General features: G+C 39.9%; 20 protein-coding genes. 18 read left to right on the forward strand and 2 right to left on the reverse strand.

The features are described from left to right. Positions 1-72 precede the first annotated feature (72 nt). The 11 genes from K6V48_RS05665 to trmD all read left to right on the forward strand — a co-directional run bounded on the left by K6V48_RS05665 (position 73) and on the right by trmD (position 12,534). Positions 73-1,155: a carbamoyl phosphate synthase small subunit gene (locus K6V48_RS05665; RefSeq protein ID WP_024392243.1), complete on the forward strand. Its 1,083-nt coding sequence runs from the start codon at positions 73-75 to the stop codon at positions 1,153-1,155. 817 nt (positions 1,156-1,972) lie between these two features. After that, positions 1,973-5,152: a carbamoyl-phosphate synthase large subunit gene (gene carB, locus K6V48_RS05670; RefSeq protein ID WP_222368449.1), complete on the forward strand. Its 3,180-nt coding sequence runs from the start codon at positions 1,973-1,975 to the stop codon at positions 5,150-5,152. A gap of 62 nt (positions 5,153-5,214) precedes the next feature. Then, a complete protein-coding gene (locus K6V48_RS05675; RefSeq protein WP_222368450.1) occupies positions 5,215-5,970 on the forward strand; it encodes a class I SAM-dependent methyltransferase in 756 nt (251 codons plus the stop codon). Positions 5,971-5,977: 7 nt separating this feature from the next. Further along, positions 5,978-6,625, forward strand: coding sequence for a pyroglutamyl-peptidase I (pcp, locus tag K6V48_RS05680; protein WP_222368451.1), 648 nt, complete (start codon positions 5,978-5,980; stop codon positions 6,623-6,625). 11 nt (positions 6,626-6,636) lie between these two features. Next, positions 6,637-6,933: a DUF4298 domain-containing protein gene (locus tag K6V48_RS05685; RefSeq protein ID WP_261311054.1), complete on the forward strand. Its 297-nt coding sequence runs from the start codon at positions 6,637-6,639 to the stop codon at positions 6,931-6,933. A gap of 137 nt (positions 6,934-7,070) precedes the next feature. Then, a complete protein-coding gene (gene rpsP / locus K6V48_RS05690) occupies positions 7,071-7,343 on the forward strand; it encodes a 30S ribosomal protein S16 (protein ID WP_172017802.1) in 273 nt (90 codons plus the stop codon). Between the two features lie 21 nt (positions 7,344-7,364). Then, positions 7,365-7,607 (forward strand): KH domain-containing protein, encoded by a 243-nt coding sequence (locus K6V48_RS05695; RefSeq protein WP_024392237.1) that lies wholly within the window; start codon positions 7,365-7,367, stop codon positions 7,605-7,607. A gap of 75 nt (positions 7,608-7,682) precedes the next feature. After that, positions 7,683-9,419 (forward strand): ABC transporter ATP-binding protein, encoded by a 1,737-nt coding sequence (locus K6V48_RS05700; RefSeq protein ID WP_222368453.1) that lies wholly within the window; start codon positions 7,683-7,685, stop codon positions 9,417-9,419. Between the two features lie 8 nt (positions 9,420-9,427). Further along, positions 9,428-11,197 (forward strand): ABC transporter ATP-binding protein, encoded by a 1,770-nt coding sequence (locus K6V48_RS05705; RefSeq protein WP_222368454.1) that lies wholly within the window; start codon positions 9,428-9,430, stop codon positions 11,195-11,197. A gap of 112 nt (positions 11,198-11,309) precedes the next feature. Further along, a complete protein-coding gene (rimM, locus tag K6V48_RS05710; protein ID WP_172017808.1) occupies positions 11,310-11,828 on the forward strand; it encodes a ribosome maturation factor RimM in 519 nt (172 codons plus the stop codon). Next, positions 11,818-12,534 (forward strand): tRNA (guanosine(37)-N1)-methyltransferase TrmD, encoded by a 717-nt coding sequence (gene trmD / locus K6V48_RS05715; protein WP_222368455.1) that lies wholly within the window; start codon positions 11,818-11,820, stop codon positions 12,532-12,534. The genes rimM and trmD overlap by 11 nt, the downstream gene beginning before the upstream one ends. Before the next feature lie 138 nt (positions 12,535-12,672). On the opposite strand, the gene K6V48_RS05720 is transcribed toward trmD, so the two are convergent. Next, positions 12,673-13,608: a polysaccharide deacetylase family protein gene (locus K6V48_RS05720; protein ID WP_222368457.1), complete on the reverse strand. Its 936-nt coding sequence runs from the start codon at positions 13,606-13,608 to the stop codon at positions 12,673-12,675. Between the two features lie 106 nt (positions 13,609-13,714). Here K6V48_RS05720 and K6V48_RS05725 point away from each other — a divergent pair, with 106 nt between their 5' ends. Beyond that, complete coding sequence (locus K6V48_RS05725; protein WP_222368460.1) at positions 13,715-15,001, forward strand: homoserine dehydrogenase; 1,287 nt, start codon at positions 13,715-13,717, stop codon at positions 14,999-15,001. Positions 15,002-15,004: 3 nt separating this feature from the next. Next, complete coding sequence (thrB, locus tag K6V48_RS05730; protein ID WP_222368462.1) at positions 15,005-15,868, forward strand: homoserine kinase; 864 nt, start codon at positions 15,005-15,007, stop codon at positions 15,866-15,868. A gap of 36 nt (positions 15,869-15,904) precedes the next feature. Here thrB and K6V48_RS05735 read toward each other — a convergent pair whose 3' ends face one another. Further along, positions 15,905-17,161, reverse strand: a complete 1,257-nt coding sequence (locus tag K6V48_RS05735) for an ISL3 family transposase (RefSeq protein WP_222368464.1) — start codon at positions 17,159-17,161, stop codon at positions 15,905-15,907. A gap of 254 nt (positions 17,162-17,415) precedes the next feature. On the opposite strand from K6V48_RS05735, the gene murB reads away from it, so the two are divergent. The 5 genes from murB to K6V48_RS05760 are packed head-to-tail and all read left to right on the forward strand — an operon-like array spanning position 17,416 to position 22,140. Next, positions 17,416-18,324: a UDP-N-acetylmuramate dehydrogenase gene (murB, locus tag K6V48_RS05740; RefSeq protein WP_105127207.1), complete on the forward strand. Its 909-nt coding sequence runs from the start codon at positions 17,416-17,418 to the stop codon at positions 18,322-18,324. A gap of 37 nt (positions 18,325-18,361) precedes the next feature. Further along, complete coding sequence (locus K6V48_RS05745) at positions 18,362-19,516, forward strand: ABC transporter ATP-binding protein (protein ID WP_172054758.1); 1,155 nt, start codon at positions 18,362-18,364, stop codon at positions 19,514-19,516. Beyond that, complete coding sequence (locus K6V48_RS05750) at positions 19,500-20,300, forward strand: ABC transporter permease (protein ID WP_024396533.1); 801 nt, start codon at positions 19,500-19,502, stop codon at positions 20,298-20,300. Before K6V48_RS05745 ends, K6V48_RS05750 begins: the two co-directional genes overlap by 17 nt. After that, positions 20,300-21,070: an ABC transporter permease gene (locus tag K6V48_RS05755; RefSeq protein WP_024396532.1), complete on the forward strand. Its 771-nt coding sequence runs from the start codon at positions 20,300-20,302 to the stop codon at positions 21,068-21,070. The genes K6V48_RS05750 and K6V48_RS05755 overlap by 1 nt, the downstream gene beginning before the upstream one ends. After that, a complete protein-coding gene (locus K6V48_RS05760) occupies positions 21,070-22,140 on the forward strand; it encodes an ABC transporter substrate-binding protein (RefSeq protein WP_024404590.1) in 1,071 nt (356 codons plus the stop codon). The genes K6V48_RS05755 and K6V48_RS05760 overlap by 1 nt, the downstream gene beginning before the upstream one ends. Positions 22,141-22,222: the final 82 nt, after the last annotated feature.

Consider the following 22,222-nt stretch of genomic DNA (forward strand, 5'->3'; position numbering starts at 1 on the left):
TGATGCTTGGTGCATCAGCGTCGCGTTTCCTATTTTCGCTTTGTCCTTTTAACGGGCTTTGTATCATTGATTATGTCAAAAAGACGATTAATTTTGGAAGATGGAACTATTTTTGAAGGGGAAGCCTTTGGTTCCGAATTAGATGTGACTGGTGAACTGGTTTTTTCAACGGGCATGACAGGTTACCAAGAGTCCATTACAGACCAATCATATAATGGTCAAATTTTAACATTTACGTATCCTTTGGTAGGGAATTATGGTGTCAATCGTGATGATTATGAGTCCATTAATCCAACTTGTAAAGGAGTAGTTGTTAGTGAGTGGGCTAGACGGGCAAGCAACTGGCGGAACCAACTAACATTAGATGAATTTTTAAAAGCAAAAAATATTCCAGGGATTTCTGGTATCGATACGCGTGCCTTAACAAAAATTATTCGTAAACATGGGACTATGAAGGCAACAATTGCAAATGTGGGTGATTCCATTGAGCATTTGACAGATCAGTTGCGTGCGACAGTATTACCGACCAATAATATTCAGCAAGTATCAACGAAAACAGCTTATCCTGCTCCGGGAATTGGGCGTAGCGTGGTCTTGGTTGATTTTGGTTTGAAGCATTCAATCTTACGTGAATTGTCCAAGCGTGAATGCAATGTTACTGTAGTTCCATTTGATACGACAGCAGAAGAAATCTTAGCACTCTCTCCAGATGGTGTGATGTTGTCCAATGGTCCTGGAAATCCAGATGATGTACCGGAAGCGTTGGAGATGATTCGTGGTATCCAAGGGAAAATCCCTATTTTTGGAATTTGTATGGGACATCAATTGTATGCCAAGGCAAATGGTGCTAAGACGTATAAGATGAAGTTTGGACACCGTGGCTTCAACCATGCTGTTAGAGAAATTGTAACTGGTCGTGTAGACTTTACAAGCCAAAACCATGGTTTTGCGGTTTCGCGTGAAGATCTGCCGGATTGTCTCATGATTACGCATGAAGAAATCAACGATAAATCGGTCGAGGGTGTGCGTCATAAATACCTTCCAGGATTCTCGGTACAATTTCACCCAGATGCAGCACCCGGTCCTCACGATGCTAGCTATCTTTTTGATGAATTCATGGACTTGATGGACTCATTTAAACAAGAGCACAATTGACAAACAAAATGTAGTGCGACTTTGAGATTACATGCGCGTATGCAATTGTCCACTAAGCTGAAAAGTTGAGTCGAATTCTGAGAACTAGTGCTGCGTTTTCGTTCAGTTGCTAGCTTAGACACTAGTTTTAAAACCTCAATTATGATTGAATAGAGATTTCAGACATCGGTTGATTATTTCATTCTATCCGGAGAGATAGAAAATAGAAAGGCAAGGGACAGGTCAATGGTTGCCAGCAACTCATTTCCCTACGCCTGCCTCTATGGAGGTCAGGCTATCCCTTGCACTAGCTCGAAAATGGATTAATGTCGAATCCATTTTCTCACGTCGGTCAGAGCAAGTCGGACTTCATGCGAACGCATTTGTCCTCCTACGCAAAGTCCTATGGGATCTTTGCTAACTCTGACACTAGCAGTAAGGTTTAACTAATATCGAGCTAACCCTTACTGCGTCGGACTATTGTTTAATTCTATCCGGAGAGATAGAAAATAGAAAGGCAAGGGACAGGTCGATGGTTGCCAGCAACTCATTTCCCTACGCCTGCCTCTATGGAGGTCAGGCTATCCCTTGCACTAGCTTAACAGTTCATCTATTATCGAGCTGAACTGTTAAGCGTCGGACTTATCTTATTTAATGTCAACCTGTGAGTTGACAAATAGAAAGGAGAAGATACAGGTTTGAGTAAGATTTGATTATCCTATTCGAACACGCCCTAAGGACTGTGCGAAAAAGATAAACGTCGCCTTGATGCTCAGAGCATCAGCGTCGAGTTTCCTATTTTCGCTGTGTCCTCTTAACGGGCTTTGTATCATTAATTATGCCTAAACGTACGGATATTAATAAAATTATGGTGATTGGGTCTGGTCCCATTGTGATTGGTCAGGCTGCGGAGTTTGACTATGCTGGGACACAGGCTTGTCTAGCTTTGAAAGAAGAAGGCTATAGCGTTGTCTTGGTCAATTCAAATCCTGCGACAATCATGACAGATAAAGAAATCGCGGATAAGGTTTACATTGAACCTATCACGATTGAATTTGTTACACGTATTTTGCGGAAAGAGCGTCCAGATGCTCTCTTACCAACACTTGGTGGTCAAACTGGTCTAAATATGGCTATGGAACTGTCTAAAGCTGGTATTTTAGATGAACTTGGTGTTGAGTTATTGGGAACTAAGCTGTCAGCAATTGATCAGGCTGAAGATCGTGATTTATTCAAACAGTTGATGGAGGACCTGAAGCAGCCTATTCCAGAATCTGAGATAGTAACAACAGTTGAAGAAGCTTTAGCTTTTGCTAAGACTATCGGATATCCAGTCATTGTTCGTCCAGCCTTTACCTTAGGAGGTACTGGTGGCGGTATGTGTAGCAATGAGTCTGAGTTGAAAGAAATCGCTGAAAATGGATTGAAACTTTCACCTGTTACTCAATGTTTGATTGAACGTTCTATTGCTGGATTCAAAGAAATAGAATACGAGGTCATGCGTGATGCTGCGGATAATGCTCTTGTTGTATGTAACATGGAAAACTTTGACCCTGTTGGAATTCATACAGGTGACTCGATTGTATTTGCGCCAACTCAGACGCTTTCAGATATTGAAAATCAAATGCTACGTGATGCCAGTCTGACAATCATTCGTGCCTTGAAAATCGAAGGTGGTTGTAATGTTCAGTTGGCTTTAGATCCACATAGTTTCAAATACTACGTCATTGAGGTGAATCCACGTGTTTCTCGTTCATCAGCCTTAGCTTCAAAAGCAACAGGCTATCCAATTGCCAAACTAGCTGCTAAAATTGCTGTCGGTTTGACCTTGGACGAGATGGTTAACCCTGTAACAGGAACAACTTACGCTATGTTTGAACCAGCACTCGACTACGTTGTTGCTAAAATTCCTCGCTTCCCATTTGATAAATTTGAAAAAGGGGAACGTCGTCTTGGTACACAGATGAAAGCAACTGGGGAAGTGATGGCGATAGGTCGTAATATTGAAGAAAGTCTTCTGAAGGCTTGTCGTTCCTTGGAAATTGGTGTTTACCACAATGAAATGCCTGAGCTAAGTCACTTGTCTGATGATGCTTTAGTAGAAAAAATTGTTAAGGCTCAAGATGACCGTCTTTTCTATCTTTCAGAAGGTCTAAGACGAGGATACACTGTTGAAGAGCTTGCTCAATTAACAAAAATTGATATCTTCTTCCTTGATAAACTACTTCATATATTAGAAATCGAGCAGGAATTAGCCATTAATCATGATAATATTGATTTGTTGAAAAAAGCTAAAAAATATGGCTTTGCAGATCGTAAAATTGCAGAACTTTGGGGTAGAACAGAGTCCTATATTCGTCAGTTGCGTACTGATCATAAGATTATTCCTGTTTATAAGATGGTAGACACCTGTGCAGCTGAATTTGAAAGTTCAACACCTTATTTCTATTCGACTTATGAGTGGGAAAATGAATCCATTCGGTCTGAGAAAGAATCTGTCCTTGTGTTAGGATCAGGTCCGATTCGGATTGGGCAGGGTGTTGAGTTTGACTACGCGACAGTCCATTCGGTAAAAGCCATTCAGGCCGCAGGCTATGAAGCGATTATTATGAATTCAAACCCGGAAACAGTTTCGACAGACTTCTCTGTTTCTGATAAGTTATACTTTGAGCCTCTGACTCTTGAAGATGTCCTCAACGTGATTGACTTGGAACAACCAAAGGGTGTTATCGTTCAATTCGGTGGACAGACTGCGATCAACTTGGCGGAACCATTGGAAAAAGCTGGTATTCCAATCTTAGGTACGCAAGTGGCTGATTTGGATCGAGCAGAAGATCGTGATTTGTTTGAAAAAGCCTTGAAAGATTTGGGTATTCCACAACCACCTGGGCAAACTGCGACAAATGAAGAGGAAGCGTTAGAAGCAGCTCGCAAGATTGGATTCCCTGTGCTTGTACGGCCATCTTATGTTTTGGGTGGTCGCGCTATGGAAATTGTTGAAAATGAAAATGATCTACGTTCCTACATGCGAACAGCAGTTAAGGCATCGCCAGAACACCCTGTCTTGGTTGACTCATATATTGTAGGTCGTGAATGTGAAGTGGATGCTATATCAGATGGTACTGATGTTTTAATTCCTGGTATCATGGAGCACATTGAACGTGCTGGGGTTCACTCAGGGGACTCAATGGCAGTTTATCCACCGCAGACTTTATCGAAAAAGGTGCAAGAAACAATTGCGGATTATACTAAACGTCTAGCTATCGGTTTGAACTGTATTGGTATGATGAATATTCAGTTTGTCATCAAAGACGAAATAGTTTATGTCATTGAGGTAAATCCACGTGCCAGTCGTACGGTTCCATTCTTGTCAAAAGTAACAGATATTCCGATGGCGCAAGTGGCAACGAAATTAATTTTGGGGCAAGGCCTTTCAGAACTTGGTTATGAAGATGGACTCTATCCTGAAAGTCAACAAGTCCATGTCAAAGCTCCTGTCTTCTCATTCTCAAAATTAGCTAAAGTAGATAGTCTTTTAGGCCCAGAAATGAAGTCAACTGGTGAAATTATGGGTTCAGACGTCACACTCGAAAAAGCCCTTTATAAAGCTTTTGAAGCAAGTTACCAGCATTTAGAAGAATTTGGGAACATCGTCTTCACTATTGCAGATGAAGATAAGGAAGAGGCCCTTGCTCTTGCAAAACGGTTCTACGAATTGGGTTATGGTCTATTTGCGACAGTTGGTACTTCAGACTATCTGATTGAAAATGGCTTACCTGTTACGCTCATTGGAAAACTAGGAGATCCTGAAAATCAAGATATTCCTAGTCTCGTTCGAGCTGGGAAAGTCCAAGCTATTATTAACACAGTTGGTAAAAAACGTGTAGCAGATGGTGCTGGACAAGTGATTCGTAGTTCTGCTATCGAAGGAGGAATTCCTCTCTTTACAGCTCTTGATACTGCTGAAGCCATGGTTAAAGTTCTAGAAAGCCGTAGCTTTATGACACAGGCAATTTAATAGGACCTAAAAACAGGATGAATGTTGAGTTCATTCTGTTTTTTGAGTATACTAGATACAGTATGAAAGTAATAATCACTACGAGTCTGAGGATGGATGATAATCTTGTTGCAAAGGCGAAACAGCTGGCTGAGGAGTTAGGTATAGAATACTTGAAAAGAAACAAGTGGTCCATTTCGTCTTTATTAAAGGAAGTAGAAAAGGTGCTTGTGCTCTATCAAAATAAGCTTGTTTTAGAGCAGAGAAATGGTCAAACCTTCTTTTTCCACCCTGACACAGCAATGTTGCGAATAAAAGCAGGACATGATCCGCTATTAGATCTAATTGGGCCATCAAAGAAAACGATTTTAGATTGTACCATGGGTCTAGCTTCTGATAGTATCGTATTAGCTAGTGCAGGTCATCAGGTGACATCCTTGGAGAGTTCACGGCTTATTCATTTTATTGTTAGTCGTGGTTTACAGGATTTCAACAGTAGTAATGTGCTGGTGGATTGTGCTATGCGATCCATTCAAACCAAATGGATAGATAGTTTGACCTATCTGAAAGAACAAATAGATAAGTCTGTTGATGTCATTTACTTTGATCCCATGTTTTCAGAAGAAATCAAGGAATCAAACAATCTTGCTGGTTTAGTGGAGATGGCTGACGGAAGTCGATTGTCAAAAGAGTTGCTTCTTGAGGCAAAACGGGTTGCAAGGGAAAAAATTCTTGTCAAGGCTCATTTCAGAGACAGTGTTTTTGAAGAATTTGGCTTTAAACGTCATGTAAGACCCAATCAAAAATTTCATTATGGAGAAATTCATTTGAAGGAGTGAGAACAGAATGAAAATATTAGTAACTGGTTTTGATCCATTTGGAGGTGAGTCTATCAATCCTGCACTGGAGGTCATTAAATCTTTACCAAAGCAGATTGCAGGCGCAGAGATTCTTCTTGAGGAGATTCCAACTGTTTTTTATCAAGCTGCAAGTGTTCTTGAAGAAGCCATGGCTAAGTATGCACCAGATATTGTGCTATGTATTGGACAGGCTGGTGGAAGGACGGAATTAATACCTGAGCGTGTTGCCATTAATCAAGACGATGCTCGCATTCCAGATAATTTAGGACAACAACCAATTGACACTATGATTCGTGAAGATGGGCAACCTGCTTATTTTTCAACCTTACCCATCAAAGCAATGGTTGAAGCCATTCGTGCAGCAGGTCTTCCAGCCTCTGTTTCTAATACCGCAGGGACCTTTGTCTGCAACCATCTCATGTACCAAGCTCTTTACTTAGCTGATAAACAATTTCCAAAGACTAAGGCTGGTTTTCTTCATATTCCGTTTCTGCCGGAACAGGTTCTTGACAAACCAGGCTTTGCCTCTATGTCTCTAGCCGATATTGTTAGAGGAGTTGAAGCATCCATTGGGGCAATAGTTGCATTTAATGACAAAGAGGATGTGAAGAACGTTGGAGGTGCAACACATTGATGGGGGATTGTATGGAAGCTAGGAAACGTATCGAGGAGATGGAGAAAATATTTAATATGCATCTGGAGATGAACAAGTTCCTTGCTGATAGTGTTACCCAGCTCAATCAGGCACAATCAAGTTATTTACGTTTGCTAGATTATTATCAAAGCCAGACCTATATGGAAGATCTTGATTTATCCAATAATGGTTATTTTGATGGTATTCCTTGTGGTGTATTGAGTGAAGATGGAGTCTATAATTTGCTTTTTGACCGCTCAAATTTAGCAAGTCAACTGAGAGAACTAGCGGATCTGCTGGAGAAATAAAAATGGCAATAAAATTTTTAAAAAGTGTCAAGTTTTTTTCTTGACACCTTGTTAAAGTGTGTTATAATAGAACATGTGCTAAATAGCTCTGCTATTTCACCGAATAATAAAAATTAAAAGAAAAGAGACATTAAAAAATGGCAGTAAAAATCCGTTTGACTCGTATGGGTTCTAAAAAGAAACCTTTCTACCGTATTAATGTTGCAGACTCACGTGCACCACGTGATGGTCGTTTCATTGAAACAGTTGGTACTTACAACCCACTTTTGGCTGAAAACTCAGTAACTCTTAAAGAAGAACGTGTACTTGAGTGGTTGGCAAAAGGTGCACAACCATCTGACACTGTTCGTGCCCTTCTTTCAAAAGCTGGCGTATTGGCTAAATTCCACGAACAAAAATTCTCTAAATAAGAACAGTAAGCGAGAACACTTATGGACATGATTGAAAATCTCATTATTGCGATTGTGAAACCTTTGATTTCACAGCCTGAAAACTTGACGATTAAAATCGTTGATACACCTGAATTCTTAGAATACCATTTGGATTTAGATCAATCGGACATCGGCCGTGTCATCGGTAAAAAAGGACGTACCATTTCTGCAATCAGAACGATTGTTTATTCTGTCCCTACAAGTGATAAAAAAGTTCGTTTAGTGATCGACGAGAAAGAATAGAAAGTCACCTTTTGGTGGCTTTTAAATTTACAGTCAGGGGCCATGCCCCTTTTAACATATAGAAAGGATGAAAAGATGAATCTGATTTGGACTTATTTGAAAAAATATCCAAAATGGTTAGCATTAGATTTGTTGGGAGCTATTTTATTTGTTGTAGTAAACTTAGGCTTGCCAACTTTTTTGGCAAGAATGATTGACCAAGGTATTACCAAAAATGATGCCAGTCAGCTCTATTTCTGGGCTGGGATGATGGGGCTTATTGTCTTATTAGGAATTGCTGGTCGGGTGATTTTGGCTTATGCAGCTGGGAAGTTAACGACAACTATCGTAAAAGATATTCGGAATGATTTGTATGAGAAAATTCAAGACTATTCCCATCATGAATATGAGCAAATTGGTGTTTCTTCCTTAGTTGCTCGTATGACAAATGATGCCTTTGTTTTGATGCAATTCTCTGAGATGGTTTTGAAATTGGGAATTATTACTCCGTTGATGATGGTAGCCAGCGTTGTGATGACCTTGGTTACGAGTCCAAGTTTAGCATGGACAGTGGCGGTCGCTATTCCTTTCCTTATTTTCGTTATCTATTATGTTGCGACTAAAACACGTCCCTTATCCGAAAAACAACAAAAACGGTTGGATACCATTAACCAGTATGTTCGTGAGAACTTAATGGGACTTCGTGTCATTCGTGCCTTTACTCGTGAGGAGTTTCAGGAAGAGCGTTTTTCAGATGTCAATGAACAATATACAGAAACATCTAAAAAGCTTTTCAACCTTACTGGGTTGACGGAGCCCTTGTTTGTGCAGATTATCATTGCTATGATTGTGGCAATCGTTTGGTTTGCTTTGACCCCTTTACAGGAGGGCAGTTTACAAATTGGTGATTTGGTAGCCTTTATCGAATATAGTTTCCATGCACTTTTCTCTTTCTTGCTCTTTGCTAACTTGTTTAACATGTATCCACGTATGTCGGTATCGAGTCATCGGATTCAAGAAGTCTTGGATATGTCCATTTCCATTTCTAAGAATGAAGATGGCATCACTGAGACTGATTCACGTGGTTATTTGGAATTTGAAAATGTGACCTTTGCTTATCCAGGGGAAACGGAGTCGCCTGTTCTACACAATATTTCATTTAAGGCTAAGCCTGGTGAAACCATTGCCTTTATTGGTTCAACAGGTTCTGGCAAGTCTTCCTTGGTCAACTTAATTCCACGTTTCTATGATGTGACACTTGGTCGTATCTTGGTGGATGGTGTGGATGTCAGACGTTACAATCTAAAAGCACTTCGTAGTAAGATTGGTTTTATTCCGCAGAAAGCTCTGCTATTTACCGGAACTATCGCGGAAAATTTAAAGTACGGTAAGGTAGATGCTAGTCTTATGGAGCTTCACGAGGCGACGGATGTGGCTCAAGCTAAGGAATTTATCGAGAGTAAGGAAGAGAAATTTGACACCCATCTTGCTGAGGGTGGAAGCAATTTGTCTGGTGGGCAGAAACAACGTCTTTCGATTGCGCGTGCTATTGTGAAGCAGCCGGATATTTACATTTTTGATGATTCCTTCTCAGCATTGGATTATAAGACGGACGCAATTTTGCGAAGTCGGTTGAAGGAAGTAACGGAAAATGCGACAGTGCTGATTGTTGCCCAACGTGTTGGAACCATTATGGATGCAGACCAAATCATTGTACTGAATGAAGGTGAAATCGTTGGTCGCGGAACCCACAATGAATTGATGGAGACCAACGAGATTTATCGTGAAATCGCGAATTCTCAGCTCAACCGTCAATCTTTGACAGAAGAATAGGAGGAATTATGAAGAATAGATCAGTATTTATCCGTGTTTGGGACTATTTACGTCATTATCAATCTTCAGTATTTTTAGCTGTTTTTCTAAAAACCATTAGCGCAGTGATGAATGCCCTGGAACCCTTCGTTTTGGGACTGATCATTACAGAATTGACGAAAAATCTGTTAGATATAGCAAATGGAGTAGAAGGGGCCCGTATCAATGTTTCCTATATTGCCATCATGCTTGCGCTCTATGCCCTTCGTGCCCTTATGTATGAAATCGGAGCCTATGGTTCTACCTATTTCATGACTAAGGCGGTACAGGGAGCAACCAAGGAGCTGCGTCAGGATTTGAGTCACAAGATTAACAAAATTCCCATTTCCTATTTTGATAAACACCAGTATGGTGACCTATTAGGTCGATTTACAAGTGATGTGGAGACAGTCTCAAATGCCTTGCAGCAAAGTTTTCTTCAGCTCGTCAATGCTGTACTAACCCTTTCTTTAGCCATTTTTATGTGTTTTTGGTTGGATATATCACTGGCTCTCGTAGTCGTAACCTTGGTTCCAGTGACCTATTTGGGTTCCAAGTTTGTCATGGGCAAGTCCCAGCCCTATTTTAAACAACAGGCGGATGCATTGGGACGATTGAACGGTTTTGTCCAAGAAAATCTGACAGGTTTCAATGTCCTCAAACTCTATGGACGAGAGGAAATCTCTACAGAAGAATTTCGCCAGATTACTTCGGATTTGCAGGAAGTTGGCTTCAAAGCCAGTTTCGTATCAGGTTTGCTCATGCCTTTAGTTCACGGTTTTTCTAATATTGCCTATGTCGTCGTAGCCCTACTTGCTGGTTTGAAAGTCCTAGCAGGTAAACTAACGGTTGGTAACATGCAGGCCTTCGTCCAATACGTTTGGCAGATTTCTCAGCCCGTCCAAACCTTGACCCAGTTGGCACCACAGTTGCAGTCTGCCAAATCTTCCCTTGAACGCATCTTTTCAGTCTTAGATGAGCTTGACGAAGAAGACGCCAATGCGCTAGAGTTGACAGCTGGTTTGACTGGACAAGTCAGCTTTGAACAGGTTGAATTTGGCTATTCAGAAGATAAGCCGCTTATCCGTAACTTTATTCTTGATGTTAAGCCAGGAGAAATGGTGGCTATCGTAGGACCAACAGGAGCTGGTAAGACAACCCTCATCAACCTTCTCATGCGTTTCTATGATGTCACATCCGGTGCTATCAAGGTGGATGGTCAGGATATTCGGAATATTTCTCGTCAATCCTACCGTAGTCAATTTGGTATGGTCTTGCAGGATGCATGGCTTTACGAGGGGACCATTAAGGAAAACTTACGTTTTGGGCGTTTGGATGCGACGGATAAGGAAATTGTGGAAGCTGCTAAAGCCGCCAACGTTGACCATTTTATTCGTACCCTGCCTGGCGGTTATAATATGGAAATGAACCAGGAATCCAGCAATATTTCCCAAGGTCAGAAACAGCTTTTGACCATTGCGCGTGCCTTGTTGGCGGATCCTGCTATTCTGATTCTTGATGAAGCGACTTCCTCAGTTGATACTCGTTTGGAACTTTTGATTCAAAAGGCCATGAAACGATTGATGAAGGGGCGGACAAGTTTCGTCATCGCCCACCGCTTATCAACCATTCAAGAAGCTGATAAGATTTTGGTCTTGAAAGATGGACAAATTATCGAACAAGGTAATCATGAAAGTCTTTTGGCTGACAAAGGTTTCTATTATAACCTCTATCAAAGCCAGTTCAGTCAGTCTAAATAGGGGATAATAGTGTACAGTGAAAAGTATCGATTCAATCGGTACTTTTTCTAATCCTTGTGCATTCTTCCACTACATGTTAAAATATATGGATAGAAATACAAAGGAAGATATCATGAATTATTTTAATGTCGGTAAAATTGTTAATACTCAAGGTTTGCAAGGAGAAATGCGGGTTTTATCCGTAACAGATTTCACGGAGGAACGGTTTAAAAAAGGTTCAGTCCTAGCACTTTTTGATGAAAAAGACAGATTTGTTATGGATGTGGAAATTGCTAATCATCGCAAGGCAAAGAATTTTGATATTATCAAGTTTAAGGGAATGTACCATATTAATGATATTGAAAAATATAAAGGGTACAGTTTAAAAATTGCTGAAGAAAAACTGACAGATCTTGAAGATGGTGAATTTTACTATCATGAAATTATTGGTTTAGATGTCTATGAAAATGATCAAGTTATTGGTCAAATAAAGGAAATTCTTCAGCCAGGTGCCAATGATGTTTGGGTGGTTAAGCGAAAAGGTAAGAAAGATTTGCTTTTACCATATATCCCACCTGTTGTATTGAATATTGATATTCCAAACAATCGTGTAGATGTGGAATTACTTGAGGGTTTGGACGATGAGAATTGATATTTTAACGCTGTTTCCAGAGATGTTTGCCCCGTTAGAGCACTCAATTGTCGGAAAGGCAAGAGAGAAGGGGATTCTCGAAGTAAACTACCATAATTTTCGAGAAAAAGCAGAGAAAGCGCGACATGTTGATGATGAGCCGTATGGCGGCGGGCAAGGGATGCTATTAAGGGCTCAACCAATTTTTGATACAATGGATGCGATTGAAAAGACAAATCCTCGCGTTATTTTATTGGATCCTGCTGGTCGGACATTTAATCAAGCCTATGCAGAAGAATTATCAAAAGAAGACCAGTTAATTTTTATCTGTGGACATTATGAGGGCTATGATGAGCGTATCAAGACACTAGTCACCGATGAAATTTCACTTGGTGATTATGTCTTGACAGGTGGAGAATTGGCGGCAATGACCATGATAGATGCGACTGTTCGTCTCATACCAGAGGTCATTGGGAAAGAAGCCAGTCATACAGATGATAGTTTTTCTTCTGGTTTATTGGAATACCCACAATATACTCGTCCCTATGAATATCGTGGTATGGTCGTACCTGATGTGTTGATGAGTGGCCATCATGAAAATATTCGGAAGTGGCGACTGGAACAAAGTATTAGAAAAACCTATGAGCGACGTCCAGATTTACTAGCATGCTATGAATTATCGGATGAAGAACGCTTCATTTTGGATAAGATCATATCAGAACAATAATTAGATGAGTTCAAATGAGATGCCTAAATGGGTATCTCTTTTTTTTTTCAGAAAATGTGTATCATTTGCAATTACAAAAAAACCAAGCCCCTTTGAAAGGACATGGTTTGAAAAAAGTATGGTATCTATCAGTGGATATTATGGTGTTATTTCATTTAGGAGTCCTTCTGCACTTGTAGTTGGAAGAACGCGAACACGATTAAGACTTAATAAGCCATCCGCTAGACTAGCTAAGCCATTATTTGTAGTTAAACCTAATTTATAACCGGCTTGCTCACTGATGTTTAGGGTATCTTGTGAGTAGCTACCAGATGGATAAGCTACTGCAAGAGTCTCTTGATTAAGTTGGCTATCTAAATAATTTTTGGATTGACTCAATTCGCTCATCTGATCATCCGTGCTGCTTACCTCTAAGTCAGGATGATTGACTGTATGTCCTTGGAAAGACATCCCATTTGCTTGCATCTCTTTCATCTGATCAAGGGTTAAATATCCCTCAATTCCATTTTCGGTAAAACCAGTTATTACATTGTTTGTCGCCTTCATGTGGTATTTTGCCAAAAGAGGATAGGCATAAGAATAAAAATCCCAAAGGCTATCATCAAAGGTTAACCAAACGACTTTTTTATCCTGTGGAAGAACATTTTCAGTTAGAACTTTATAGGCTTCTTCCGGTGTAAGAGTGTAGTAGCCATTTTGTTCTAAAACTTGCAAATGACTTTCAAAGACTGCTGGTGAGACGATTAAGTTGGCATTTGCTTCCTCTTCAGGAGCCATTTCGTGAATCGCATGGTACATGAGAATCGGTATTTGGACAGGCTCATCCACTTTAACCCAGTTTACAGAACTTGTTTGGGTTGATGAATTGGAATCAGCTGTAGTAGTATTTTGGGTAGATGCTTGACTGCTTGATTGGCTAGAAACAGTAGTCTGTGAAGCATTTGAAGAGCGAGGAATCAAGGTGGGGAGTAGAAGATAAATCAAACTTAGTACAAGAATTGTAAGAAGAGAGAGAAAAATATAATGAATATATTTCTTGGATGGTTGAGGTTGTTTTCTACGTCTACGCGCCATGATTGTTCTCCTTTTGAATCTAGATACATTAATTATATCAAATTATTTGGAAAATTATCAGAATATTTGGTATAATAGTCGAAATACATTTAAATAAGGAGAAAATATGGCTATCAAGGTAGGATTATTAGGATTCGGTACAGTAGCAAGTGGTGTACCATTTCTATTGAAAGAAAATAAAGAAAAAATTGAAAAAGCTGCTGGGGATTCGATTGAAATTGCTAAGGTATTGGTAAAAGATGAGACAGAAAAAGACCGTTTGGTAGCTGCTGGTCACCAATTTCATTTTGTGACCAATATTGATGATATTTTAGATGATGCAGAGATTGCTCTTGTTGTAGAATTGATGGGGCGAATTGAACCGGCAAAAACATTTATCACTCGTGCTTTAGAAGCTGGCAAACATGTTGTAACAGCTAACAAAGATTTATTGGCCGTTCATGGTACAGAGTTGCGTACACTTGCTGAAGAGAAAGGGTTAGCACTTTATTATGAGGCAGCAGTAGCTGGGGGCATTCCTATCTTGCGTACGCTTGTGAATTCATTTGCTGCGGATAAAATTACCCGCATTTTGGGTGTATTAAATGGTACATCAAACTTCATGCTGACCAAAATGGTAGATGAAGGTTGGACGTATGAGAAAGCATTGGAAACAGCCCAAGAGTTGGGTTATGCTGAGTCTGATCCAACAAATGACGTAGAAGGAATTGATGCTGCCTATAAAGCAGTCATCTTGAGTCAGTTTGGTTTTGGGATGACCGTTGATTTTGATGCTGTAGGACATAAAGGAATTACCACAATTACACCAGAAGATGTTGCAGTAGCTCAAGAGCTGGGGTATGTCATCAAGTTGGTAGGTGATATCCGAGAAACAGCTTCAGGAATCGCGGCCGAAGTCTCACCAACATTTTTACCTAAGAACCATCCGTTAGCAAGTGTGAATGGAGTAATGAATGCGGTATTTGTTGAGTCTATCGGTATTGGCCAATCCATGTATTATGGGCCAGGTGCGGGGCAAAAGCCAACTGCAACCAGTGTGACCGCTGATATCATTCGAATTGTACGCAGGATGAAAGATAAAACTGTAGGCAAACCATTTAATGAATATTCTCGCCCGCTTCAATTAGCTATACCAGAAGATGTGACAAGCGAATACTATTTCTCAATTCTGACTCCAGACACAAGTGGAAAAATGTTACGAATTGCAGAGATCTTCCATTCTGAGGGAATTTCATTTAAACAAATCCTACAAAAAGGTACAAAGGACGACACTGCTCGCCTTGTAATTGTTACACATGCGATGAATAAAACTCAGTTGGAGCAAGTGACTAGAAAATTAGCAGAAGCGACTGATTTCACACTCGTTAATACCTTTAAGGTTTTGGGGGAATAGTCTATGAAAATTATTGTTCCAGCGACATCAGCAAATATTGGACCAGGATTTGATTCTGTTGGTGTAGCACTCTCAAAATATCTTTCGGTCGAAATTCTAGAACCTACTAATGAGTGGATTGTTGAGCATCAATTAGAACATGTTCCCTCTGATCAAAATAATTTACTCATCCGGACTGCCCTGACAGTTGCAAAACATTTACAACCACATCGTTTAAAAATGGAAAGCGATATTCCCTTAGCTCGTGGCTTAGGTTCATCTAGTTCAGTCATTGTTGCAGGTATCGAACTGGCCAATCAGTTAGGGAAACTTAACCTGAGTCAGGATGAAAAGTTACAATTGGCTACAAAGATTGAAGGACATCCAGATAATGTAGCTCCAGCTATTTATGGAAATTTGGTCATTTCAAGCTATGTCAATAAAAAAGTTCAAGCAGTTGTAACTGACTTTCCACCAACAAGTTTTGTTGCGTTTATTCCAAATTATCCTCTTCGTACAAGTGAAAGTCGTGGTGTACTTCCTTCACAAATGGGCTATAAAAAGGCGGTTGCTGCTAGTTCGATAGCAAACGTTGCAATTGCAAGCCTTATGTCAGGAGATATTGAAAAAGCGGGTCAACTGATTCAGTTAGATATGTTTCATGAACCCTATCGGCAACTACTTGTTAAAGAGTTTTGTCCGATTAAGCAGTTGGCGCAAGAAATTGGCGCTTATGCAACCTATCTCTCTGGAGCTGGACCGACCGTGATGGTATTGGCACCTGCTGAGAAAGAAACGGAACTTATTGCGGCGATTGAAGCTCTGCAACTAGATGGCTCTGTCCATTCCCTAACAGTTGATACAAAGGGAATTCAAGTTATTTTATAAATGGCTCTTTGTCAACTGTAGTGGGTAGATGAAAAGCTAACATCTAGAGAGGACGAACTTCGTTCTCTCTTTCTTTATGTTCAAAGCAATCAAAATCCGTTTTTTAAAGTTTTCAAAGTTCCTGAAACCAAAGGCATTTCTCTTAATGACTTTGATGAGATTATTGGTAGCTTCCAGTTTGGCGTTGGAATAAGGCAATTCCATGGCATTCAAAACCTTATCTTTATCCTTTAGAAATGTCTTAAATACCGTCTGGAAAATAGGATTAACAGTGGCTAATTCCTGTTCGATGAGGTCAAAGAAATGGTCTGAGTTCTTCTCTTGGAAATGGAACAAGAGCAATTGATAGAGTTCATAGTGCTGTCGTAGTTCCTCGGAGAAAGACAGGAGTTTTTCCAGTATTTCCTTGTTGGTCAAATGCATTCGAAACATAGGGCGATAAAATCGTTTATCGCTGAGTTTACGGCTATCTTGTTGTATCAATTTCCAGTAACGTTTCAAGGCACGGTATTCCTGCGATTTTCTGTCGAATTGATTCATAATTTGAATACGAACACGGTTCATAGCACGGCTAAGGTGTTGAACAATATGAAAGCGGTCGAGTACAATTTTTGCATTCGGAAAAAGTTGTTTAGCAAGTTGATAATAGGGACTAAACATATCCATGGTAATCACTTTGACCCGATTTCTAATCTTTCTAGGATAGCGTAGAAAGTGGTTTCGGATAGTTGCTTGAGTTCTTCCGTCAAGGATAGTAATGACGTTTAGGGAGTTGAAATCTTGAGCGATGAAGCTCATTTTCCCCTTTTTGAAGGCATACTCGTCCCAGCTCATCACCTCAGGTAAGGTATTCCAATCCGTTTCAAACTTGAACTCATTGAGCTTTCTCATAACTGATGATGTTGAGATAGATAGTCTGTGTGCAATATGTTGCATTGCTTGATTTTCGATGAGTAATTGAGCGATCTTTCGGTTAACAGCGACGGAGATTTGGTGGTTCTTCTTGACAAGAGGAGTTTCGGCGACCGCTATTTTTCCGCAATCTTTACACTTGAAGCGACGCTTTCTAAGACGGATAAGTAAGGGATAGCCAGCTGTTTCTAGGTAGGGGATCTTAGAGGCTTTCTGGTAGTCGTACTTAGCCATTTGTCCCTTGCATTTTGGGCATTTAGGGGCTGAGTAATCCAAGTGACCGTGGAGTTCTAAGTGAGTTCCCATATCATATTCATCAGTGATAGTGATATTTTTGTCTTTAATTCTTAGAAAATTTGTGATAAGATTTAGTTGTTCCATATGAACCCTTTCTAATGTGAGTTTAGTCGCTTTTCATTATAGGTCATATGGGACTTTTTTTCTACACTCAAAAAGGCTCCATAATTTCCATGGTGGTTTTACCCACTACAGAAATTATAGAGCCTTATAAATGAAAGTCCAGTTTTGGGCTTTTTTATTTAAGGCTTCAATTTAATATATTTTATTTTCTATTCGTTTTTTATCCGAATTTTTGGTATAATATTCTCCGTATATAACTTGGAAAAGAGAAGGATATGAAAAATAAAATAAGAGTTGAACTTGAAGGCATCGATATCCGTTTTGATGAGCCTTTGAAAGAGTACACATACACAAAAGTCGGTGGGGCAGTTGATTATTTGGTCTTTCCTCGAAACCGTTATGAAATTGTTCGTGTCATTGAATTTGCGAAACGTGAAGGGATTCCCTGGCAAGTGCTTGGTAATTCAAGTAATGTCATCGTTCGTGATGGTGGTATTCGTGGTTTTGTTATCCGAATGGATAAATTAAATACGGTAACTGTTTCTGGCTATACTATCGAAGCAGAGGCTGGAGCTAACTTGATTGAGACAACTAGAGTTGCGCTATTTCATTCACTGACCGGTTTCGAGTTTGCTTGTGGAATACCTGGTAGCATCGGTGGAGCTGTCTATATGAACGCTGGCGCTTATGGTGGTGAAGTATCGCATATTTTAGTATCTGCACAAATTTTGACGCCTGCTGGCTATGTAGAAACTTTAGATAATCGTGAATTACGCTTTGGTTATCGTACTTCTATTTTACAGGAAAATGGCGCAATTGTTTTATCTGCAAAATTTGCTCTACGTCCTGGTAATTACACAGTTATCGAGCAAGAAATGGCCCGTCTGACCCATTTGCGTGAGTTAAAACAGCCATTGGAATTACCATCTTGTGGTTCAGTCTTTAAACGGCCACTTGGCCATTTTGCTGGTCAACTGATAATGGAAGCAGGCTTGAAAGGCTATCGTATTGGTGGTGTAGAAGTTTCTCAAAAACATGCAGGTTTTATGGTAAATGTTGAAAATGGGACTGCAAATGATTATGAAAGTCTCATTAAGCATGTCATTGAAACTGTAGAAAAATCTTCAGGCATTACCTTAGAGCGTGAAGTACGTATTATTGGCGACCCTGCCGAAACTCTTTAGCCAATTGGCTACTATATAAAGAAGGAATTTATGTGAATTGAAAAAGCCGATTATTGAATTTAAACATGTATCTAAAGTTTTTGAAGATAGTGGAACAACTGTTTTAAAGGACATTAGTTTTGAATTAGAGGAGGGCAAATTTTACACTTTGTTAGGTGCCTCTGGTTCTGGAAAATCAACTATTTTGAATATTATCGCTGGTTTATTGGATGCAAGCTCTGGCGATATTTATTTGGATGGTCAACGGATAAATGATGTGCCAACCAACAAGCGTGATGTCCATACCGTTTTCCAATCTTATGCCCTTTTCCCTCATATGACTGTCTTTGAAAATGTGGCTTTTCCTCTAAAATTGCGTAAGATAGATAAGTCAGAAATTGAACGTCGTGTCACAGAAGCCTTACAGATGGTTCGCCTCTCTGGCTATGAGAAACGTTCCATTCAGAAATTGTCTGGTGGACAACGGCAGCGTGTTGCCATCGCGCGTGCCATTATCAATCAACCTCGCGTTGTCTTGCTGGATGAACCCTTATCTGCATTAGACTTAAAACTTCGGACTGAAATGCAGTATGAATTGCGTGAGTTGCAACAGCGCCTTGGAATCACCTTCGTTTTCGTAACGCATGATCAAGAAGAAGCCTTGGCCATGAGCGATTGGATTTTTGTCATGAATGAGGGTGAGATTGTTCAATCTGGAACACCTGTAGATATCTATGATGAGCCAATTAACCATTTTGTTGCAACCTTTATCGGTGAGTCCAACATTCTTCCGGGGCGTATGATTGAAGATTATCTTGTAGAATTCAATGGTAAACGGTTTGAAGCTGTCGACGGTGGTATGCGACCGAATGAGGAAGTTGAGGTAGTCATTCGCCCAGAAGATTTACGAATTACCTTACCTGAAGAAGGAAAACTACAGGTTAAAGTCGATACTCAGCTCTTCCGAGGTGTTCACTACGAAATTATAGCCTACGATGATTTGGGCAACGAGTGGATGATTCATTCCACTCGTAAAGCCATTGAGGGTGAGGTGATTGGTCTCAGTTTTGAGCCAGAAGATATTCATATCATGCGCCTCAATGAAACTGAAGAAGAATTTGATGCCCGTATCGAAGAGTATGTTGAGGTGGAAGAAGTGGAAGATGGTTTGATTAATGCCATCGAGGAGGAACGCAATGAAGAAAACCTCTAGGCTCTTTGCAATTCCCTATGCCTTATGGGTCTTTCTCTTTGTACTAGCACCCGTTGCTTTGATTATCTTTAAATCGTTCTTTGATATTCATGGCAATTTCACTTTGGCTAACTATCAAACCTATTTTAATTCACCAAATATGACCTATCTGCGAATGAGTTTCAACTCCATTTTTTACGCAGGTATTATTACCTTGGTCACCCTTTTGGTATCCTATCCGACTGCCTATTTCTTGACCAAGCTCAAGCATCGACAACTCTGGCTCATGTTGATTATCTTGCCAACCTGGGTCAATCTTTTGCTGAAAGCTTATGCCTTTATCGGTATTTTCGGTCAACATGGTTCCATTAATCAATTTTTAGAGTTTCTGGGGTTAGGGACTCAACAAATTCTCTTTACAGATTTCTCCTTTATTGCTGTTGCAGCCTATATTGAGATTCCATTTATGATTTTGCCAATCTTTAACGCTTTGGATGACTTGGATAAAAATCTCATTAACGCTAGTCGTGATTTGGGTGCAACTTCTTGGCAAACATTTTCAAAGGTTATTTTTCCTCTCTCAATGAATGGCGTCCGTTCTGGAGTACAGGCCGTTTTCATTCCAAGTTTAAGCCTCTTTATGTTGACTCGTTTGATCGGAGGTAACCGAGTGATTACTTTGGGTACTGCCATCGAGCAGCATTTCCTCACAACACAAAACTGGGGAATGGGTTCAACCATTGGTGTGGTCTTGATTTTAGCCATGCTCTTGATTATGTGGATGACGAAAGAGAGGAAGAAATAATGAAGAAATTTGCTAATGTCTACTTAACCATTGCCTTCCTCGTGCTTTATTTACCCATTTTTTATCTCATTTTCTATGCCTTTAATGCTGGTGGAGATATGAATGGTTTTACTGGCTTTACCTTGGATCATTTTTCTTCGATGCTTGGTGACAGCCGACTGATGCTGATTTTAGCACAGACTTTCTTACTTGCTTTCTTAAGTTCTTTGATTGCAACCATTATTGGGACATTTGGAGCTATTTATATTTATCAGGCAAAACCTCGTTTTCAAAATGCCCTCTTGTCTATCAATAATATCTTGATGGTGGCACCTGACGTTATGATTGGGGCAAGTTTCTTGATTCTCTTTACCATGATTGGATTTCAATTGGGGTTTGTTTCTGTCTTACTCAGTCACATTGCCTTTTCGATTCCAATCGTCGTCTTGATGGTTTTACCCCGTTTGAAAGAAATGAACGCGGATATGATTTCAGCTGCATATGATTTGGGCGCAACTCAGCCGCAAATGCTGAAAGAAATTATGTTGCCTTATCTGACGCCGGCAATTATCGCAGGTTATTTCATGGCTTTTACTTACTCTTTGGATGACTTTGCTGTAACCTTTTTCGTGACAGGAAATGGCTATTCAAATCTTTCGGTTGAAATCTACTCAAGGGCTCGACAAGGTATTTCTTTGGAAATCAATGCCTTGTCAGCGGTTGTGTTCCTTTTCTCTATCTTGTTGGTAGTGGGTTATTATTTCATTTCACGTGAAAAGGAGGCCAACTAATGAAAAGACTGTATTCATTTTTTGTAGGTATTGTAGCTATTATCCTTGTTTTATGGGGAATCAGCTACAAGTTAGAAGCCGATTCGACACAAGGAACGACAGATAAATTGGTCATCTATAATTGGGGCGATTATATTGATCCTGAATTACTAGATGAATTTACTGCCGAGACAGGAATTCAGGTTGATTATCAGACTTTTGATTCCAATGAGTCCATGTACACAAAGATCAAGCAGGGCGGAACAACCTACGATTTAGCAGTTCCATCAGAATATATGATTTCCAAAATGACGGAAGAAAATATGCTGGTTAAGCTCGATAAGTCTAAAATCGAAGGTTTGGAGAATATTGACCCTCAATTTATGGGATTGAGCTTTGATAAGAATAATGACTATTCTATCCCCTACTTTTGGGGAACCTTGGGGATTGTGTACAACGATACTATGGTTGAAAATCCTCCTCAAGAGTGGGAAGACCTATGGTCCGATGAATACCGTGACAACATCATGTTAATTGATGGCGTGCGTGAGGTTATGGGCTTTGGTCTACAATCCCTAGGTTATAGCCTGAATTCTAAAAATCCTGTAGAGATTGAAGAAGCAGCTGAACATCTCTACAACCTGACACCAAATATCAAGGCTATTGTTGCTGACGAAATAAAGGGCTATATGATACAAGATGCAGCAGCCATTGCGGTGTCTTTCTCAGGTGAAGCCAGTGAAATGTTGGATGGAAATGAGCATCTTCATTATGTCGTGCCATCGAAAGGATCGAACCTTTGGTTTGATAACATGGTAATTCCCAAAACAGCTAAAAACATTGATGGCGCCTATGCTTTTATGAGTTTCATGCTCCGACCTGAAAATGCATTGCGTAATGCAGAATACGTGGGTTATTCCACTCCAATTCCTGCAGCAAAGGCTATGTTGGATGAAGAAACACAAAGTGATGAAGCTTTCTATCCTTCAGAGGAAACGATGAAGCAGATGGAAGTTTATGATAATTTAGGAAAAGAACTACTTGGTACTTACAATGATTTGTACCTCCAATTTAAAATGTATCGTAAATAATTTGATTGGACAGGTAGCAACATAAATATAAGAATGGGAGTGAGGTTCTTTACAAAGTACTTATTGCTCCTATTTTTTGGGT

This window comes from Streptococcus suis, assembly GCF_019794555.1.
Classification (GTDB): Bacteria; Bacillota; Bacilli; order Lactobacillales; family Streptococcaceae; genus Streptococcus; species Streptococcus suis_AB.

Bases quoted from the DNA above. Each gene is read 5' to 3' on its own strand.
- K6V48_RS05735 (WP_222368464.1), bottom strand. From the start codon at position 17,161: ATGGAACAACTAAATCTTATCACAAATTTTCTAAGAATTAAAGACAAA.
- murB (WP_105127207.1), top strand. From the start codon at position 17,416: ATGAAAAATAAAATAAGAGTTGAACTTGAAGGCATCGATATCCGTTTT.
- carB (WP_222368449.1), top strand. From the start codon at position 1,973: ATGCCTAAACGTACGGATATTAATAAAATTATGGTGATTGGGTCTGGT.
- rpsP (WP_172017802.1), top strand. From the start codon at position 7,071: ATGGCAGTAAAAATCCGTTTGACTCGTATGGGTTCTAAAAAGAAACCT.
- K6V48_RS05685 (WP_261311054.1), top strand. From the start codon at position 6,637: ATGGAAGCTAGGAAACGTATCGAGGAGATGGAGAAAATATTTAATATG.
- K6V48_RS05750 (WP_024396533.1), top strand. From the start codon at position 19,500: ATGAAGAAAACCTCTAGGCTCTTTGCAATTCCCTATGCCTTATGGGTC.
- K6V48_RS05675 (WP_222368450.1), top strand. From the start codon at position 5,215: ATGAAAGTAATAATCACTACGAGTCTGAGGATGGATGATAATCTTGTT.
- K6V48_RS05665 (WP_024392243.1), top strand. From the start codon at position 73: ATGTCAAAAAGACGATTAATTTTGGAAGATGGAACTATTTTTGAAGGG.
- K6V48_RS05705 (WP_222368454.1), top strand. From the start codon at position 9,428: ATGAAGAATAGATCAGTATTTATCCGTGTTTGGGACTATTTACGTCAT.
- rimM (WP_172017808.1), top strand. From the start codon at position 11,310: ATGAATTATTTTAATGTCGGTAAAATTGTTAATACTCAAGGTTTGCAA.
- pcp (WP_222368451.1), top strand. From the start codon at position 5,978: ATGAAAATATTAGTAACTGGTTTTGATCCATTTGGAGGTGAGTCTATC.
- trmD (WP_222368455.1), top strand. From the start codon at position 11,818: ATGAGAATTGATATTTTAACGCTGTTTCCAGAGATGTTTGCCCCGTTA.
- K6V48_RS05760 (WP_024404590.1), top strand. From the start codon at position 21,070: ATGAAAAGACTGTATTCATTTTTTGTAGGTATTGTAGCTATTATCCTT.
- thrB (WP_222368462.1), top strand. From the start codon at position 15,005: ATGAAAATTATTGTTCCAGCGACATCAGCAAATATTGGACCAGGATTT.
- K6V48_RS05720 (WP_222368457.1), bottom strand. From the start codon at position 13,608: ATGGCGCGTAGACGTAGAAAACAACCTCAACCATCCAAGAAATATATT.
- K6V48_RS05755 (WP_024396532.1), top strand. From the start codon at position 20,300: ATGAAGAAATTTGCTAATGTCTACTTAACCATTGCCTTCCTCGTGCTT.
- K6V48_RS05695 (WP_024392237.1), top strand. From the start codon at position 7,365: ATGGACATGATTGAAAATCTCATTATTGCGATTGTGAAACCTTTGATT.
- K6V48_RS05700 (WP_222368453.1), top strand. From the start codon at position 7,683: ATGAATCTGATTTGGACTTATTTGAAAAAATATCCAAAATGGTTAGCA.
- K6V48_RS05725 (WP_222368460.1), top strand. From the start codon at position 13,715: ATGGCTATCAAGGTAGGATTATTAGGATTCGGTACAGTAGCAAGTGGT.